18 protein-coding genes are annotated in these 16,465 nt (G+C 69.6%); 11 read left to right on the top strand and 7 right to left on the bottom strand.

Annotated elements, in window-relative coordinates:
* Window positions 1-22 precede the first annotated feature (22 nt).
* A complete protein-coding gene (locus KBY97_RS03660; RefSeq protein ID WP_255145342.1) occupies window positions 23-1,384 on the top strand; it encodes an NF038122 family metalloprotease in 1,362 nt (453 codons plus the stop codon).
* Here KBY97_RS03660 and cbiE read toward each other — a convergent pair.
* Complete coding sequence (gene cbiE, locus KBY97_RS03665; protein ID WP_255145343.1) at window positions 1,367-2,734, bottom strand: precorrin-6y C5,15-methyltransferase (decarboxylating) subunit CbiE; 1,368 nt, start codon at window positions 2,732-2,734, stop codon at window positions 1,367-1,369. The two genes, KBY97_RS03660 and cbiE, sit on opposite strands and share 18 nt — an antisense overlap.
* Before the next feature lie 53 nt (window positions 2,735-2,787).
* On the opposite strand from cbiE, the gene KBY97_RS03670 reads away from it, so the two are divergent.
* The 8 genes from KBY97_RS03670 to KBY97_RS03705 all read left to right on the top strand — a co-directional run bounded on the left by KBY97_RS03670 (window position 2,788) and on the right by KBY97_RS03705 (window position 11,696).
* A complete protein-coding gene (locus KBY97_RS03670; RefSeq protein WP_255145344.1) occupies window positions 2,788-3,039 on the top strand; it encodes a hypothetical protein in 252 nt (83 codons plus the stop codon).
* Between the two features lie 27 nt (window positions 3,040-3,066).
* Window positions 3,067-5,574 carry a GH116 family glycosyl hydrolase gene (locus KBY97_RS03675; protein WP_255145345.1) on the top strand — a complete coding sequence of 836 codons (2,508 nt, stop codon included), beginning with the start codon at window positions 3,067-3,069 and terminating at the stop codon, window positions 5,572-5,574.
* Entirely contained in the window at window positions 5,571-6,089 is a 519-nt protein-coding gene (locus KBY97_RS03680; protein ID WP_255145346.1) for a DUF3122 domain-containing protein, read from the top strand. Before KBY97_RS03675 ends, KBY97_RS03680 begins: the two co-directional genes overlap by 4 nt.
* A 44-nt stretch (window positions 6,090-6,133) precedes the next feature.
* The gene (ribD, locus tag KBY97_RS03685; protein WP_255145486.1) at window positions 6,134-7,282 is read left to right on the top strand and encodes a bifunctional diaminohydroxyphosphoribosylaminopyrimidine deaminase/5-amino-6-(5-phosphoribosylamino)uracil reductase RibD; all 1,149 of its coding nucleotides are present in this window, start codon (window positions 6,134-6,136) and stop codon (window positions 7,280-7,282) included.
* A 26-nt stretch (window positions 7,283-7,308) separates the two neighbouring features.
* Window positions 7,309-8,358 (top strand): mechanosensitive ion channel family protein, encoded by a 1,050-nt coding sequence (locus tag KBY97_RS03690; RefSeq protein ID WP_255145347.1) that lies wholly within the window; start codon window positions 7,309-7,311, stop codon window positions 8,356-8,358.
* Between the two features lie 19 nt (window positions 8,359-8,377).
* A complete protein-coding gene (locus KBY97_RS03695) occupies window positions 8,378-9,895 on the top strand; it encodes a peptide ligase PGM1-related protein (RefSeq protein ID WP_255145348.1) in 1,518 nt (505 codons plus the stop codon).
* A gap of 69 nt (window positions 9,896-9,964) precedes the next feature.
* Complete coding sequence (locus tag KBY97_RS03700) at window positions 9,965-10,243, top strand: DUF427 domain-containing protein (protein WP_255145349.1); 279 nt, start codon at window positions 9,965-9,967, stop codon at window positions 10,241-10,243.
* A 208-nt stretch (window positions 10,244-10,451) separates the two neighbouring features.
* On the top strand, window positions 10,452-11,696 hold the full coding sequence (locus KBY97_RS03705) for a fatty acid desaturase (protein WP_255145350.1): 1,245 nt from the start codon (window positions 10,452-10,454) through the stop codon (window positions 11,694-11,696).
* A 33-nt stretch (window positions 11,697-11,729) separates the two neighbouring features.
* Here KBY97_RS03705 and KBY97_RS03710 read toward each other — a convergent pair whose 3' ends face one another.
* The 3 genes from KBY97_RS03710 to KBY97_RS03720 form a co-directional block, all read right to left on the bottom strand.
* Window positions 11,730-11,987 carry a hypothetical protein gene (locus KBY97_RS03710; RefSeq protein ID WP_255145351.1) on the bottom strand — a complete coding sequence of 86 codons (258 nt, stop codon included), beginning with the start codon at window positions 11,985-11,987 and terminating at the stop codon, window positions 11,730-11,732.
* A gap of 399 nt (window positions 11,988-12,386) precedes the next feature.
* A complete protein-coding gene (locus KBY97_RS03715) occupies window positions 12,387-12,851 on the bottom strand; it encodes a DUF427 domain-containing protein (RefSeq protein ID WP_255145352.1) in 465 nt (154 codons plus the stop codon).
* 32 nt (window positions 12,852-12,883) lie between these two features.
* Window positions 12,884-13,180: a hypothetical protein gene (locus KBY97_RS03720; protein ID WP_255145354.1), complete on the bottom strand. Its 297-nt coding sequence runs from the start codon at window positions 13,178-13,180 to the stop codon at window positions 12,884-12,886.
* Between the two features lie 255 nt (window positions 13,181-13,435).
* Here KBY97_RS03720 and KBY97_RS03725 point away from each other — a divergent pair, with 255 nt between their 5' ends.
* Together KBY97_RS03725 and KBY97_RS03730 are read left to right on the top strand one after the other, a co-directional pair.
* Window positions 13,436-14,014, top strand: a complete 579-nt coding sequence (locus KBY97_RS03725) for a rhomboid family intramembrane serine protease (protein WP_255145355.1) — start codon at window positions 13,436-13,438, stop codon at window positions 14,012-14,014.
* A 48-nt stretch (window positions 14,015-14,062) separates the two neighbouring features.
* On the top strand, window positions 14,063-14,332 hold the full coding sequence (locus KBY97_RS03730) for a hypothetical protein (RefSeq protein WP_255145356.1): 270 nt from the start codon (window positions 14,063-14,065) through the stop codon (window positions 14,330-14,332).
* 150 nt (window positions 14,333-14,482) lie between these two features.
* On the opposite strand, the gene KBY97_RS03735 is transcribed toward KBY97_RS03730, so the two are convergent.
* From KBY97_RS03735 to KBY97_RS03745, 3 genes are all read right to left on the bottom strand, one after another.
* Window positions 14,483-14,728: a Nif11-like leader peptide family natural product precursor gene (locus KBY97_RS03735; RefSeq protein ID WP_255145357.1), complete on the bottom strand. Its 246-nt coding sequence runs from the start codon at window positions 14,726-14,728 to the stop codon at window positions 14,483-14,485.
* A gap of 76 nt (window positions 14,729-14,804) precedes the next feature.
* Window positions 14,805-15,611, bottom strand: coding sequence for a potassium channel family protein (locus tag KBY97_RS03740; RefSeq protein ID WP_255145358.1), 807 nt, complete (start codon window positions 15,609-15,611; stop codon window positions 14,805-14,807).
* Between the two features lie 104 nt (window positions 15,612-15,715).
* Window positions 15,716-16,429 carry an SOS response-associated peptidase gene (locus tag KBY97_RS03745; protein WP_255145359.1) on the bottom strand — a complete coding sequence of 238 codons (714 nt, stop codon included), beginning with the start codon at window positions 16,427-16,429 and terminating at the stop codon, window positions 15,716-15,718.
* Window positions 16,430-16,465: the final 36 nt, after the last annotated feature.

Here is a 16,465-nt window from a genome sequence, read left to right on the forward strand (position 1 = left end):
TGCGCAAGATTGGATGGGGGGCGTGGGGACGGCACAGGGGGGCGCGGCCGATGGGGCGCCGCGCACCGGCCAAGGCCCCGAACGGCGCCCCCGCCTGTGGCGCTGGGCTCTGCCACTGCTGCTCGGAGCCCTGCCGCTGCTGGAGGCGGGCGCCAGCCGCGCGCTCACCTTCACGTTCAGCTGCGGCGCCATGGATCTGAACTGCGCCAGCTTTCAGAGCACCAACGGGGCCGCCTACAGCGGCTTTCTCACCGCCGCCGCCACCTGGAGCAATCTGTTCAGCGATCCCTTCAATGTGACGCTCTCGATCAGCCAGGCACCGCTCGGCAACGGCATTCTCGGCGGGGCCCGCCCCACCATCCTCACCGGCACTTACTTCGAGATTGGCAATGGCCTGATCCGCGATGCCAGCTCAGACTTCGATCGCCTCGCCATCGCCCATCTGCCGGGGGCACGCACAACGGGGCCGTTGGTCAACGGCGTGAACACCTTCGCGGCGGGCGCAGGCGTGGGCATGATCACCAACCGCACCACCCAGGCCCAAATGGCCAACCCTTCAAACCCCGACATCCCTTACTTCGACAACGACTTCACAGCCGAAGCCTTTCCGGTCAATGGAGGGGAGATCATGCGCATCAACAACACACTTCTCAGCCTGACCTCCGCCAACGCCAAAGCGCTGGGCTTTGACATCTCCAGCTTGAACATCACCACCGACGCGCAGATTGATTTCACCGACTTCAGTGATTTTAATCCAGATCAGTTTGGCAGCCTCGATTGGGACTACGACCGGAGCGATGGCATCGCCGCCAACAGCATTGATTTCATCGGCGTGGCCATCCACGAGATCGGCCACGCCCTGGGCTTTCTGAGCGCGGTGGACGTGCTCGATGAAGCCTCCACCACCAGTGCAGGGGCGCTGTTTGCCCGTAGCGAAAACGTCTACAACCCTTATCTGCTGGATCTCTACCGCTACTCCACCTTGAGCCGAAGCCAGGGCCAGGGGGTGATCGATTTCAGCGTCGACGACCGCGAGAAGTTCTTTTCCCTTGATGGCGGCAACAGTGCCGTAGCCCTGGCCAATGGGGTGGTGACGGCCGCCACCTTCGCCAACGGCCGCCTCAACGGCGATGGACGCCAGGCCAGCCACTGGAAAGACGACCGCGGGCTCGGGATCATGGATCCCACCTTCGCGCGCGGCGAACTCGGCCAAATCACCGCTCTCGATCTGTTGACGTTCGATGTGATCGGCTACAACCTGATCACCCCCATTCCCGTGCCGGGCCCGTTGCCGTTGGCCGTGCTGCCGGCCGTCTTCGCCTGGGGCCGCCGCCTGCGCCAGCGCCTGCAGGCCGCACCACCGCGCTCAGGCCCCAGCCGCTGAACGCCGCCCTTTCAGCACCAGCACCGGGTTGAGCGGCGCCAGGCGGGTGCCATCGGCCAGGGGCGCACCGCGCCAGGCCTGGTGCTGGCTCACGCTCACCTCCAGCTGGCCCCGCTCCAGCTCCGGCCGCAGCTCCGCCAGCGCCTCCACGGTGGCCAGGGGGATCACCACCACGCCGCCGGGCCGGAGGCGCTGCAGCACGGCCGCCAGCAGCGCGGCGCGGCCACGGCCGCCGCCGCCGATCAGCACCCGGTCGGGGTCGGGCAAGGGGGACGGGCGCTCCTCCCCAGCGGCGCAGGCCTCCAGCGCCTCCTGCTCCAGCACGCCGGCGGGCCGCACCCCCAGCCGCTCGGCATTGGCCTCGATCAGGGCCGCCGAGCCGCCGCGCCGCTCCACCGCCCACAGCTGGAGCTGGGGCCGCAGGCGCAGGGCCTCCAGGCCGATCGAGCCCACCCCGGCCCCCAGATCCCAGAGCACGCCGGCGACAGGCAGCTCCAGGTCGGCCAGCAGCTGGATCCGCACCTCCCGTTTGGTCATCAGGCCGGGCCGATCGGGATGCTGCAGCCAGAGGCCGTCGTCGAGGCCGAACAGGGGCAGGCCGGCCGGATCGGGAGCGGCCGGGGGCTCGGCGATCAGCAGCACCAGGTGCAGGGGATCGAGATCGCTGGGCAGGGGTGCGGTGGGGGCCAGCCGCAACAACCGCTCCTGCGGATGCCCCAGCCGCTCGGCCAGCCACAGGCCGTAGGCCGCCTCCAGGCCGCTGGCCCGCAGGAGGCGGCGCACCTCCTCGGCACCGCCACGGGAGGGATCGGTGAGCACCGCCAGCGCCGCCGGGCGCTGCTGCAGCCGCTGGGCCAGGGGCTCCGTGTCGCGGCCATGCAGGCTCACCCAGCCGGCGTCCTGCCAGGGGCGGCCGAGGCGCGCAAAGGCCAGCTGCAGGCTGGTGGGAGCCGAATGGAAGTGCAGGCGCTCCGGCGGGATGTGCTGCAACAGCAGCCGGCCGATGCCGAACCAGAGCGGATCGCCACTGGCCAGCAGCACCACCGACTCGCCAGCGACGAGGGCCTGCTGAAGGGCCGCGAGCAGCGGCTCGGGCTTGTCGCTGGCCAGCAGGCGCGGTGGCTTCCAGGCGGGGGCGGGGGGGTTGGTGGCCTCAGCGGCCTGAGTGGCCCAGGCGGCCAGCTGGGCTTCGAGGCCAGGCTGCAGCCGGGACGGGGCCGCCAGCAGGGACGCCCCCCGTACCAGCTCCAGCGCCGCCGCGGACAGGGAGGCGAGGCCGCCCGCGTCGGTGCCGATCACTTGCACCGGGGGGCCTAGCTGCCGCCGGCCGGCCTGCGGGTCGCTGCTCATGCCGGCAGGGCGGCGAGGGAATCCGGCCATGATGGCCGCCCCCCCGTTCCGCCATGGCCGAGCAGCCCGACGCCTCGATCCGCAGCCGCCGCCAGCGGATCCATGAGCTGGTGCTGGCCCTGCTGGCGCAGCAGGGGGATCTGGAGCTGCTCGACGGCGATGGGGCCGCCCTCAGCGGCAACCCGGGCGAAGCCGGCCAGTGGCTGGAGCGCAACCGGCGGGTGGTGGCCCGCTACCAGGCCCTGGTGCGCTCGGCCGTCACCCTCGACGCCCTGATCGACCAGGACAGCAACGGCCAGCTCTGACAAGCTGGCCCCACCTTGTGCAGCACCATGGCGCGCTTCGGCTTCTCCGCTCTCCAGAGGCTGCTGGGACGCGGGGGCGGCAAGGGGGGGTGGCAGGCGCCGCCGGCCAGCTGGCAGCGGCCCTTCGGCCTGGGCTGGGACACGCCCTATACGGTGCGCTACGCCAGCAACCTGGACGATGGCCCCTGGCATGGCATGCCGCTGGGCGGCTTCGGCGCCGGCTGCATCGGCCGCAGCTCCGCCGGCCATGTGAATCTCTGGCACCTCGATGGTGGTGAGCACTGGTTCGGCACCCTGCCCGACTGCCAGTTCGCCCTGTTCGAAAGCGACGGCACCACCCCGCTGGCCATGGCGCTGGCCACGGCGCCGGAGCAGGACGACTCCCGGCCGGGCTCCGGAGAAAACCCCCTGCCGGCCTGGCAGTGGTACCCGGCCAGCAGTGCCGAGGAGCAGACCGGCACCTACGCCGCCCGCTACCCGCTCAGCTGGTTCCAGCACAGCGGCATGTTCCGCGCCGGCATCTGCTGCGAAGCCTTCAGCCCGATCCTGCCGGGCGACTACCAGCGCAGCAGCTACCCGGTGGCCGTGTTTCGCTGGCAGCTCAGCAATCCCACCGAAGCGGCGCTGGACCTCTCGCTGCTGGTGAGCTGGCGCAACACCACCGGCTGGTTCACCAACACCGATCCCAGCGCCGCCGTCACCTTCCGTGATGACGGCAGCCCCGAGCACAGCTACGTGCCGGCGATCGGCCATGGCGCCGGCCAGCGCAACCGCCAGGTCAACCCGCCCGGCCTCAAGGGCGTGCTGCTGGAGGGGCCGATCAGCGCGCCGATCGCCGAAGGGGAAGGCCAGTGGTGCGTGGCGGTGCCCGACGACCTGCCCGGCGTGGAGGTGCTGCGCTGCAGCCGCTGGGATCCCACCGGCAGCGGCGCCGAGCTCTGGGCCCCCTTCGCCCGCGACGGCTCCATTCCCGCCAGTGACAACGACCGCCGCAGCAGCGCCGGTGAGCAGACCAGTGCCGCGATCGCCCTGCGGCTGCGGCTGGAGCCCGGGGCCACGATCGAGCTGCCGGTGGTGATCAGCTGGGACCTGCCAGTGACCGCCTTCGCCAGCGGCCAGCAGGCGCTGCGGCGCTACACCGATGTGTTCGGCGCGAGTGGCACCAACGCCACAGCGATCGCCGCCGAGGCCCTGCGCGACTGGCGCCAGTGGCGCGAGGCGATCGACGCCTGGCAGCAGCCGGTGCTGGAGCGCAGCGACCTGCCCGAGCCGATCCGCATGGCGCTGTTCAACGAGCTCTACGACCTCGCCAGCGGCGGCAGCCTCTGGACCGCCGCCACCCCCGCCGACCCTGTGGGCCGCTTCGGGGTGCTCGAGTGCCTGGATTACGCCTGGTACGAAAGCCTCGATGTGCGCCTCTACGGCTCCCTCGCCCTGTTGCAGCTCTGGCCCGAGCTCGACAAGGCGGTGCTGCGCAGCTTCGCGAGGGCCATCCCCGCCGCCGACGCCACGCCACGGCCGATCGGCTGGTATTTCACCCAGGGCAAGGGGCGGGTGGAGGCGGCCCGCAAGCTGGCAGGGGCCACGCCCCACGATCTGGGCGCTCCGAACGAGCGGCCCTTTGATGCCACCAACTACACCGCTTACCAGGACTGCAACCTCTGGAAAGACCTGGCCAGTGATTTCGTGCTGCAGGTGTGGCGCACCTTCCAGCTGGCCCCCACCGGCAGCGACCTGCGCTTCCTGGCCGACTGCTGGCCCGCCGCGGTGCAGGCCCTGCAGTACCTCAAGACCTTCGACATCAACGACGACGGCCTGCCCGACAACGGCGGCGCCCCCGACCAGACCTTCGACGACTGGGCCCTGCAGGGGGTGAGCACCTATTGCGGCGCTCTCTGGATCGCGGCCCTCGAGGCGGCCCTGGCAATGGGGCAGCGGCTGCAGCTGGATCTGGGCCTCGATACCAGCGCGGAGCAGCGGCAGTTCAGCGACTGGCTGGAGCAGTCGCGGGCGAATTTCGACCGGCTGCTCTGGAACGGCGAGTACTACCGCATCGATGCGGGCAGCGGCACGCCGGTGGTGATGGCCGATCAGCTCTGCGGCGACTTCTACGCCCGCCTGCTGAACCTGCCGCCGGTGGTGAGCGAGGCCAACGCGCGCTCCTCGCTCAAGGCAATCCGTGAAGCCTGCTTCGAGCGCTTCGAGGGCGGCACGCTCGGGGTGGCCAACGGCCTGCGCCGCGACGGCACACCGCTCGACCCCAACGGCACCCACCCGCTGGAGGTGTGGACCGGCATCAACTTCGGCCTGGCCGCTTACTACCGGCTGATGGGCCAGACCGGCACCGCCCTGGCGATCACCGGCGCCGTGGTGCAACAGGTCTACGACGGGGGCCTGCAGTTCCGCACCCCCGAGGCCCTCACCGCCGCAGGCACCTTCCGCGCCTGCCACTATCTACGGGCGATGGCGATCTGGGCTCTGTGGGCCACACACACCCAGTGGCAACCGATTCCGGGCAGTGCCCGTCAGCCATGAGGGCTCGCCTGCAAGCCGAGGCGCTCTCCTTGGCGCTCACCCTGCTGTTGGCGGTCAGCACCCTGGGCGGCCTGATCGGCCTGGCCCCACCGGCCTTCGCCCAGCTGCACAGCCACCCCGACGAAAACGGCGCGCCGGTGGTGCGCAGCCTCGAGAGCCTGCGGGATCTCGACGACCAGAGCTGGCAGCTGGTGGGCTACCGGCAGGGTCCACCCGGCGGCCCGCTGCGCCTGCGCATCGTGGGCTATCCGGGCAGATTGCGCCTGGATCACCCCACTCCGCTGGCGGTGCGCTCCGGGGTGTTCCAGTGGGAACTCGCCGATCTCACCCTCACCAATCCCCAGCTCACGGCCGATGCCCGGGCGGCGGCGGCCGAATTCGATCTGGCGCCGCTGCTGGCCGATCTCGACCGCGACCGGCCGCTGCGGTTGCGGTTGCGCGGCGCGTTCTCCGATCTGTTGGTGCCGCCTTATGTGGTGGCTCAATGGCGGCAACTGCCGGATGCACCCCTTTGAGCCCTGCGGCGGCGCCCGCTGACCACCGGCCCTGGCTGGCCTGGATGGACCGGGCGCTTCAGCTGGCCGCCCTCGGCCGGGGCCGCACCAGCCCGAATCCGCTGGTGGGCGCGGTGGCGCTCAGCGCCGACGGCACGTTGGTGGGGGAGGGCTTCCATGCCGCCGCCGGGCAGCCGCACGCGGAAGTGGGGGCGCTGGCCCAGGCCGGTGCGCGCGCCCGCGGGGGCACCTTGCTGGTGACCCTGGAGCCGTGCTGCCACCACGGCCGCACGCCGCCCTGCAGCGAGGCCGTGATCGCCGCCGGCATCCGCCGGGTGGTGGTGGCGATGGAGGATCCCGATCCGCGCGTGGCCGGCGGTGGCCTCACGCAGCTGCGGCAGGCGGGGGTGGAGGTGATCGGCGGGGTGCGTCAGACGCAGGCGCTGGAGCTCAATCGCGCCTTCGTGCACAGGGTGCTCAGCGGCCGGCCGCTGGGCCTGCTGAAGTGGGGCATGAGCCTCGATGGGCGCACCGCCCTGCCCAGCGGGCAGAGCCAGTGGATCACCGGCCCCGCCTCGCGCCACTGGGTGCACCGCCTGCGGGCCGGCTGCGATGCCGTGATCGTGGGTGGCGGCACCGTGCGGGCCGATGATCCCCTGCTCACCAGCCGTGGCCGGCGCCAGCCCGAACCGCTGCGGGTGGTGCTCAGCCGCCAGCTGGAGCTGCCCGGCCTGCTCGCACCGGTTGGTGCCACGGGGGGGCCAGGCCACCTGCAGCCCGCGCAGCTCTGGGATCAGCAGCAGGCCCGCACCCTGGTGGCCCATGGCCCGGAGGCGCCGCCACAGCGCCGTGAGGCCTTGGCGGCACTCGGCGTGGAAACGCTGGAGCTGGGCGCCTGCGAGCCCCGGCCGCTGCTGGAGGCCCTGGCCCGCCGCGGCTGCAACCAGGTGCTGTGGGAATGCGGGCCCAGCCTGGCGGCGGCGGCGCTGCGGCAGGGCTGCGTGCAGCGGCTGGCCGCCGTGGTCGCACCGCGGCTGCTCGGTGGTGTGGCCGCCCGCACGCCGCTGGGTGATCTGGAGCTGGCGGATCTGGCCGAGGCCCGGCTGTGGGCCAGCCAGCAGCTGAGCCGCTGCGGTCCCGATCTGCTGTGGGAGCTGGTGGCGCCGGAGCCTGATTTCCAGAGCGCCGGAGCCCGACTGGAGCCTGATCCGTAGGGTGTCGCTCAGCGACCATGGCCGCCATGCCGGAGACTCCCCTGCTGCTGGTGCTGCCCCCCCGCTTTCCGGTGCCGATCGCCGGCCTGCTGCTGGCGGTGGCGGTGTGGGTGGCCTTGCAGCTGATCGGCACACGCCTGCAGCGGGATTCCCTGGCCCGGGCCCTGCTGATGCGCAGCCGGCTCAGCCTTTGCCTCACGATCCTGCTGGCCAGCGTGGGCTGGTGGGTGGCCAGCCTGATCGATCCCGCGCTGCTGCCGCTGTCACGCGGTGGGCTGGAGGTGCGCGACGGGCTGATCGTGATCGGCCTGGTCTGGACGGTGCTGCGCTGCAAGCGGGAACTGCAACGCCAGGTGGACACCTACTCCCAGCAGGTGTTTCCAAACCTGCCGCAGCGGGAGCGCCTGTTCCTGTTCGATCTGGCCGACAAGCTGATCGCGGTGCTGGTGGCGGTGCTGATCGCCCTGGAGCTGCTGCGCCTGCTCGGCACGCCCACGGCGCTGCTGGCCACCGCCGGCGGCTTCGGCGCCGCGGCCCTGGGCTTCGGCGCCAAGACGATCGTGGAGAACGCCCTCAGCGGCATCAGCCTTTACGTGAACCGCCCCTTCGTGGTGGGGGATTTCATCCGCATCCCCTCCGAAGACCTGGCCGGCACGGTGGTTCAGATCGGCTGGTTTTACACCCAGCTGCGCGATCCCGAGCGGCAACCGGTGTTCATTCCCAATGGCCTGTTCACCACCCAGCCGGTGATCAACATCGCCCGCATCGATAACCGCAGGATCTGGATCGATTTCGGCGTGCGTTACGACGACCGCGAGCTGATCGAGCCGATCATCGCCGCCCTGCAGCAGCAACTGGGCGATGATCCCGCGATCGACCACGAAAAGATGGTGGCGGTGCACTTCGTGGGCTATGGCGAATCCAGCCTGAACCTGCGTCTGCTGTGCCATGGCTGCGATGGCGACATCGCCACGGCCTGGGATCTGCAGCAGCGTCTGTTGCTGCAGATCGGCCGGGTGGTGGAAGAGCAGGGCGCCGAGATGCCCTTCCCCACCCGCTTGCTGGTGCAGCCATGAACCGGCAGCTCCTTTCGCCATGCCGCTGACCTTCGAGCAACTTCAAGGGCAGCTGCGTCCCGCCTGGGGGGCACTCGATGTGGGCGCCAGCGAGGGCCTCGATCCCGACGGCTGCGATCTGCTGGTGGTGCCCTCACTGAGCCTGGACCAGAACCAGATCGATCTGGTGGCCGGGGCCCACCACTACGAGGAGCGGCAGCTGTTCTCGCTGATCAGCCTGCGGCATCCCGGTGTCCAGGCCGTCTATCTCACCAGCAAGCTGCTGCCCGATCTGGTGGTGGATGCGGTGCTGGAGCTGCTGCCGGGGATGCCCGCCTCCCATGCCCGGCGCCGGCTGCAGCTGTTCGACACCGACGACGCCTCGCCGCGGCCACTCACGCAGAAGCTGCTGGAGCGGCCCGCCCTGCTGGAGCGCATCCGCGAGCGGCTGCGGCCGGGCCGCAGCTTCATGACCTGCTTCAACGTGACGCCGTTGGAGAAGGAACTCTCGGTCCGGCTGCAGGTGCCGCTGCTGGGCACCGATCCCGGCCTGGGGCGCTGGGGCAGCAAGGCGGGCAGCCGCGAACTGTTCCACCGCTGTGGGGTGCCCCATCCGGCCGGCAGCGCCCTGGTGCATGATCTCGACGCCCTCAGCGAGGCCACCGCCGCCCTGTGGGAGGCCCATCCGGAGCTGGAGCGGGTGGTGGTGAAGCTGAACGAAGGCTTCAGCGGCGAAGGCAACGCGGCGCTGGAACTGGGGCCCCTGCAGCTGGCAGATCGCAGTGGTGACGAACGGCGCCGGCGGCTGCGCCAGGCGCTTGAGCGGCTGCCGATGCCACCGCCCCAGTGGCAGCAGTTGCTGGTGGAGCAGGGGGCGCTGGTGGAGGCCTGGTTGCAGGGGGGAGAGGCGCTCCATTCACCCAGCGTGCAGGGCATGATCCATCCGGGCGGGCAGGTGGAGATGCTCTCCACCCATGAGCAGATCCTGGGCGGTCCGAACGGGCAGACCTACCAGGGCTGCCGCTTTCCCGCCGACGTCGCCTACCGGGAGGCGCTGCTGCGCCACGGGCGGGCGGTGGGGGAAGCCCTGGCCCAGGAGGGGGCGCTGGAGCGCTTCGCGGTGGATTTCATCGCCCGCCGCTTTGGGGAGCAGTGGGACCTGCAGGCGATCGAGGTGAACCTGCGCAAAGGGGGCACCACCCATCCGTTCATGGCCCTGCGCTACGCCACCAATGGCCGGATCGATCCAATCAGCGGCGTGTTCCAGGCGCCCTCCGGCCAGGAGCTCTGCTACGTGGCCACCGACAACCTCTGCGATGCCCGCCTGCGCGGGCTGCTGCCGATCGACCTGATCGACATCGTGGCTGTGGCGGGGCTTCACTTCGATCCGGCGGAGCTGCGCGGCAGCCTGTTCCACCTGCTGGGTTGCCTGTCCCAGTACGGCAAGCTCGGCATGACCTGCATCGGCCACGACGCCGCCGAAGCCAGCCGCCTCTACGAGGCCACCGCCGCGCGCTTGTTGCAGGGGGCGCAGGCCTTGCAGCGGGGGGCCGCCTGAGCGGGCGAGCCCCCGGCCCGACAAGCCTGCCCGAAAGGACCGAAAATGGAGAGCCCTTGTTCCTAATCCATGGAAGCCAGCTGGAACGACTGCGTGATCGCCTCCAGTGACGACATCGTCAAGCTCGAAGGCAATGCCTACTTCCCGCCGCAGGCCCTGCGCCCGGAATGCTTCCGCCCCTCCACGCACCGCAGTGTGTGCGGCTGGAAAGGCGAAGCCCACTACTACGACGTGGTGGTGGGGGACAAGGTGAACGCCAACGCCGCCTGGTTCTACCCATCGCCCAAGCCCGCGGCCGAGGAGATCGCCGGACGGGTGGCCTTCTGGAAAGGCGTCAGCGTGGCCTGAACGCTCAGGCCACATCGGCCAGCTGCGGCAGTGGCACCCCGTGGGGTGCAGAGGCCCGCTACGAGCGGTCGCTTCGTTCTGCAGCGGGGCTGCCTACGATCAGACCATCAATGTGATTCCGAGGCCTGCGCCTGAGCGTTCAACTGCCGCTGCCCTGCAGCCCCCATCTCCGTCCACCCACGGCTTCGGCGGCAGCCGCTCCCCAACGATGACCCCACCCGTCACCGCCGCCGCTCAACCTGGCGCCAATTCCCCGGCCACGGGTTCAGCCACAGGCTTCGACCAAGCGTCCCAGGCAACGGCGGACCCGGCCCAGCCTTCGCGCCGTGTGCGCCGCTCCGATTTCATCCTCACGCCCTATTGCCGCAGCGACGACAGCATCGCCGCCTGGCAGTTGGTCAACACCGTGGTGCCCTATCTGCTGCTGTGGGCCCTGGTGATGCGGCTGCTGGCCGCCGGGCAGCCCTGGCTGTGCGCGCCACTGCTGGTGGTGATGGTGTTGTTCTCCGGGCGCTGCTTTTCGTTGATGCACGATTGCGGCCACCGCTCGCTTTTTCGCTCCGCCTGGATGAACCGGGGCGCGGGCTTCCTGCTGGGTGTGATCAACGCGATTCCGCAGCATCCCTGGTCGGAAGGCCACGCCTATCACCACCGCCACAACGGCAACTGGGAGCTCTACCGCGGCCCTTCGGCGCTGATTTCGGTAGACGAATTCATCAGCCTTCCTCCCGGCAAGCAGCGTTTTTATCAGTTTCTGCGGCACCCGCTGATGCTGTTTCCAGGCGGCTTTTTCTACCTGGTGATCAAGCCCCGCGTGGCCCTGCTGCTGGGCAGTGTGGATGCCGTGCGGCATGCCGCACGCACCTGGCGCCAGAACCCACGCACTCCGCTCAACAAACTGCTCAGCACCCACACCTCTAAGCACTGGTATTCCTCCTGGCAGTTTGTTGATCTGCTGCTCAACAACATCTGCGTGATCAGCGGCTGGGTGCTGCTCTCCCATTGGCTGGGCGCCGGCCGGTTCTGGAGCGTGTATTCGATCGTGATGGCCTGCTCGGCGGCGCTGTTCATCTGCATCTTCTTCGTGCAGCACAACTTCGAAACCTCCTACGCCCATCGCACCGAGGGTTGGAGTGGCCTCACCGGAGCCCTCGATGGCACGAGCCTGCTGTTACTGCCACCGATCCTGAACTGGTTCACCGCCGACATCGGCTTTCACAACATCCACCACCTGTGTGAAACGATCCCTAATTACCGGTTGAAGGCCTGCCACGAGCGCAATGCGGAGCTGCTGGAAAACGCCCAGGCGCTCTACATCCGCGACATCCCTGATTGTTTCAAATACATCCTCTGGGATCGCAACCGCGACCGCCTGCAATCGGTGGCTGCAGCCCTGGCAGAAGCGGTGGCTGGCACCGGGCCGAAGGCTCAGGGGAACGAAGCGCGGGTCTGAGGACGGAATCTGGCCTTAGGGCGCAGCTGCGCCTCAGCGCTCGCCGAGCAGCTCAGCCCAGCTGAGTGGCTGATGGGCCTGTTCCTTGCTGCGGCGAGCTTTCGAGGCCTTGGAGGCCTTGGCAGCGAAGTGGCTGGCGCGGTCAATGCAGCAGAACAGCTGGCTGGTGGCGGCCATGGCGGGCAGAGCCTGGCGGCGGGCCGGGCGGCTGGAACGTGCCGCCGGGCTGGTGGCGGTGGTCGTCATGGCAAAGGTGGACAGGGGCAAGGTGGACATGGAAACGATGGGCATGGAAAAACGGGTCGCAGAAATGCGGAACAAAAAACGTGGACAGAGAAAGCCCTGGCTTGACGCTTGAACACCGGATCCGGCCACGAGGCGCCGTTGGATCCAGACGCTGAACAAGCCGCCTCACGCGCTGCGTGAGAGAGACCATCAAGAGGGGAAAGCCGGACGCCGGACAATCCCAGAGAAGCGGGAGCCCGGTGTTACGGGAGGCCCTCAGCTCTTGCCTGGCGCTGAAGCGCTGCAGCCAGGCGGTGAAACAGTTGGATGGAACCGTTGGTTGAATCGGCCCCTCGCGGAGCTTCGGCCGACGCTTCAACGTACACCCTTTCGAGGAAGCCTGGGCTTTCCAGGCCAAAACTGATGCCGTTGGGATCAGACCAGATCAGATCAGATCAGACCAGATCAGATCAGCTCCGGGTGCAGCGGATCTCCCTTGAACGGACCGCACACCCGCGAGGTGATCCAGCCGCCGTAGAAGCCACCCGGTTGGGGCGTCACCCGCTCACCATCAATGGAGCAGGCGTCCATCAGCGCCGGGTAGAAGCTGAACCAGCCGGCCAGGGGACGGAATGCCGGCGTGGGATCGGAGTAGGTCCAGCCGGCACGGCGCAGGCGCCGCTCGCCCAGCACCACATCCACATAGGTGGCCACCCCCTTCCATTCGCAGAAGCTGCGGCCCGGCACCGCCTCCAGCAGCTCCAGCTGCAACGCCTCGGGCGGCAGGTAGACCGTAGGGGGATGGAAGGTTTCCAGCACCAGCAAGGAGCGCTGGCTGTCGGCGAGCCGCCGGCCGAGGGCCTCCACCACCACATGGCCGGGGCTGGCCACGAGCGCCGGCGGGCGGGGATAGAGAGCGACGCGCTCCATGGCCTTGGCAGTGCTGCCGCCAGTGTGATGGCTCAGAACTTGCTGCGCAGCAGCAGCAGCGCGCCGAGAAACAGCGGCACATTGATCACCGCCGCGATCACCAGCACGGCACTGGCCCAGCCCGGGTGATGAATGGCGGACGCGGCCAGTAGGAAGCTGCCGTCCACCACCACCAGCGCGCCCATCCAGGCGAGCGGAAAGCGAATCGATCCCACCGTCGGGGATTGGGTGTCCACCGGCGACGGGGGAGGCGACGGTGGAGGCGACGGGGACAGGGGAGGCGGTGGATCCTCGATCAAGGGGCCGGTGGAGGAAGCAGGCACGGCCATGGCGATCAAATGAAACTTGCCAAGGTAAGGATTACAACGTTGCTCAAGCTGGAGACGGCCGCCCAGCCAGGCAGCGAACGGACCCAGGGCTCGCAAGCAGCCCGCCCACCCTCGGTGCCCCGTTCCCGATAACGTCAGGTGCGCCAAGGAGCGTTCGCTAATGATGCCGCTTCCCCTCCTGCCCGGGACATGCCCGGCGCCCTGCCACTACTTGGCGCGCGTCTTGGCTGGCCGATTTGTTTGCGCCTGCCGCTGATGGCGAACGGCTCCGGCGTGATGGTCAAACTGCAACAGACCTTCTGGCTGCCCCTGCTGGTGGTGGCGGTGCCCTGGGGCCAGGAGCTGATCGACCAGCTGTTCTTCGGCGGCCAGTGGAACCTGCCGATGCAGCCTGGCGGCTCGTTCCTCGGCGTGCTCACCGCGCCCTTCAGCCACGGTGGCTTCGGCCACCTGATCGGCAACACCCTGTGGTTCTTGCCCCTGTCGTGGCTGGTGCTGCTCAAGAGCTGGCGCGATTACCTGGCGGTGTGGCTGGGCGTTTACGCCACCGCCATCCCCGTATGGCTGCTGTGGCCCCATGGCAGCCATGGCCTGTCTGGGGTGGTGTACGGCCTGCTGGGCTATCTGCTGGTGATCGGCTTCCTGGAGAAGCGCCCGCTGGTGCTGGCCCTGTCGCTGTTCAGCCTGGTGAGCTACGGCGGCCTGCTGCCCAGCCTGCTGCCGCTCTTCTCGCCCCCAGGAGTGAGCTGGATCGGCCATGCCTCCGGATTTGCAGGCGGCATACTGGCCGCTGGGGCGATCTACCGCGAGCCCACACCAGGGCCGAGGCTCTAGGGATGTTCGTCGCTTTGCTCTTTCCCCGTTGACGTTGCACGTGTTCTGATGTCCTGCCCCCGCTGCGGCAGCTGGAGTGTGCGAAGGGATCGCAGCCTGGCAGGACGCATGGTGTGTGCCAACTGCAGCCAGCCGTTGGGCCCGAACGCCAGCCGCGGCGGCGCCCCCCGCAGCGGCCGGCCCCGGCTGGGCGGCATCTCCCGGTGGCGGTCGTGGCGCTGGACGCTGCCGCTCGGCCTGCTGTTGGTGAGTGCCTGGTTGGCGCAGGTGAGCGCCGATCGCCCCCAGGAGTGGCCGCCCGCCACGCAGATCCGCTGACCCTTCATGAAACGGCTCGATCGACCCGCACCGGCGCCGCGATCGGCAGTTGGTCAGGGGACCGGCTCTGGCTGCAGCTGAGTGTCAAGGCTGTCCGGCCTGCTCCAAGGCCAGCAGCTCTGCCATCAACGCTGTCTGAAGGCCCGCCGCTCAACCGGGGATGAAACTGCGCAGGCGACGGGCGTCGGCGCCGGCCCGCTGTTGCAGCTCGGCGGCACTGCAGTGCGACTCATCCCGTTCGCGCGCCTCGAGCACATCGCGCTCCTCCACCCGATAGCCCTCCTGGGAGGCCAGGGCGAGGAACGCCTCCAGCTCCAGCGGTTCGGCCAACCGCGCCTGCAGGGCCGGAGTGTGGCGCGCGTGAGCCAGGAAGGCATCGAGTTGGGAGAGGCTCACGGGCTCCGGGCGGATCGGATCTGTCCTAGCGGATCGCAGGCGGGGAAACGGCAGCGGACCGCTGCAGGAAAAACCCTCAGGGCGATGGCGGGCGGCCGGCCTTGAGCTGCCTGAGAGCTTCCGCCACCTCCTGCGCCTCGGCGGTCGTGGAGCGGTTGATCAGCAAGCCCAGCACCAGGGCCATGTAGGTGGGGCCGATCACGCAGAAGCTGATGGTGAGCATCTGGGCCTGCGGGGTCTGGGGGGCGATGTCCCCGAAGCCCACGGTGGTGAGGCAGACGAAGGCGAAATAGTTGAGCCGCACGAAATCGAGCTGCCATATGCGCTGCTTCACCTCGGCCGAGATGATCGGTCCCAACAGCTCCGTCGAGGCATCCAGCGCCGTGAAGCTGCCGGACACGATCGTCTCGAGGATCGTCATCAGCAGGCCGGCGGTGAGGCCCAGCAGCAGGTAGCCGGCCACGGCACCCATCAGCACCCGCCGGTCCACCGTGGGCTCCAGTGCCAGCAGCGCCAGCAGCCGCAGCACGCTCCAGGTGATGAACACGGTGACCATCGCCAGCAGCGGCAGCCCGCTGCGCTGCGCGCCGGCGGGGGCAAACGACCACAGACCCTGCACCGCCAGGGCCGAGAGGCCCAGCAGGCGGTAAAGGAGATTGCTGAGGCAGGGCCGCCCCGCGAGCCGGATCGGTCCGCCCAGGGCCACCACGAGCAGCAGCAGGGTGAGGCCGTAGCCGAGGGCGCCGAACGGGCGCCATGCCATCGGCAGGGCGAAGCTCGCCATCACCAGCACGGTGAGCAGCAGCAGGGCGGGGTAGAAGCGCAGGCGACGTTCCAGGCGCAGCAGCGCGCTGGGGTCATGCCGGGAGGCCGGAGCGAACAAGGGCGCAACCGCAGCGGGCCAGGCCATTGTGTCGAGAGGAGCGGCCAAAGCAGCAGCAGCGCTCGCAGCTTCGCCCGCCGCACCGCAGCCCCGGCATCCGGCGCTCAGTCGAACAGATCCAGCTGCGCTGCCCCCCTGTCGGCCTCCGTGCACTCTGTGGCCACCGTGCACTCTGTGGCCACCGTGGCGCCTGTGCCCAATGGATCCGCCTGCCAGGCCTGCGGCTCCCAGCCGCGCAGCAACGGCTCCAGGGCCCGCAGCCCTGCACCATCGGTGGGCGCCAGCCACGCCTCCTCCAGCCCGTCAGGAAGGATCACCGGCATGCGGTCGTGGATCGGCGCCATCAGCGCATTGGGGGCGGTGGTGAGCACGCAGCAGCTCTCCACCTCGCTGCCGTCAGGGCCGATCCAGCGGTCCCACACCCCCGCCAACCAGAAGAGCTGCTGATCACGGCGGTGGATTCGCCAGGGCCGCCGCCGACCCTTCGGCCCGCTCCATTCGTAGAACGCATCGGCGGGCAACAGACAGCGGCGGTGGCGCCAGGCGCCGCGGAACGTGGCCTTCTCGGCCACCGTCTCGGCGCGGGCGTTGATCGGCCGCGGTGCCCCGAGCGGGTCCTTGGCCCATTCCGGCAGCAGGCCCCAGAGCAGCAGGGCGGCGCCGATCGCCCCGTGCTCCTGGCGCAGCGCCAGCACCGGCTCGCCCGGGCGCACCTCGGGCCGGGGGGCGTGATAGGCCGCCAGATCCGCCGGCAGACGGCCGCCGAGCCGCGGCAGCAGGCGGTCGAGATCGCTGGTGAGGGAGTAGCGGCCACACATGGCTTTACAGGTTCAGGCGGATCAAGTCACGTTCGG

This window comes from Synechococcus sp. ATX 2A4 (assembly GCF_024346375.1).
Classification (GTDB): Bacteria; Cyanobacteriota; Cyanobacteriia; order PCC-6307; family Cyanobiaceae; genus MW101C3.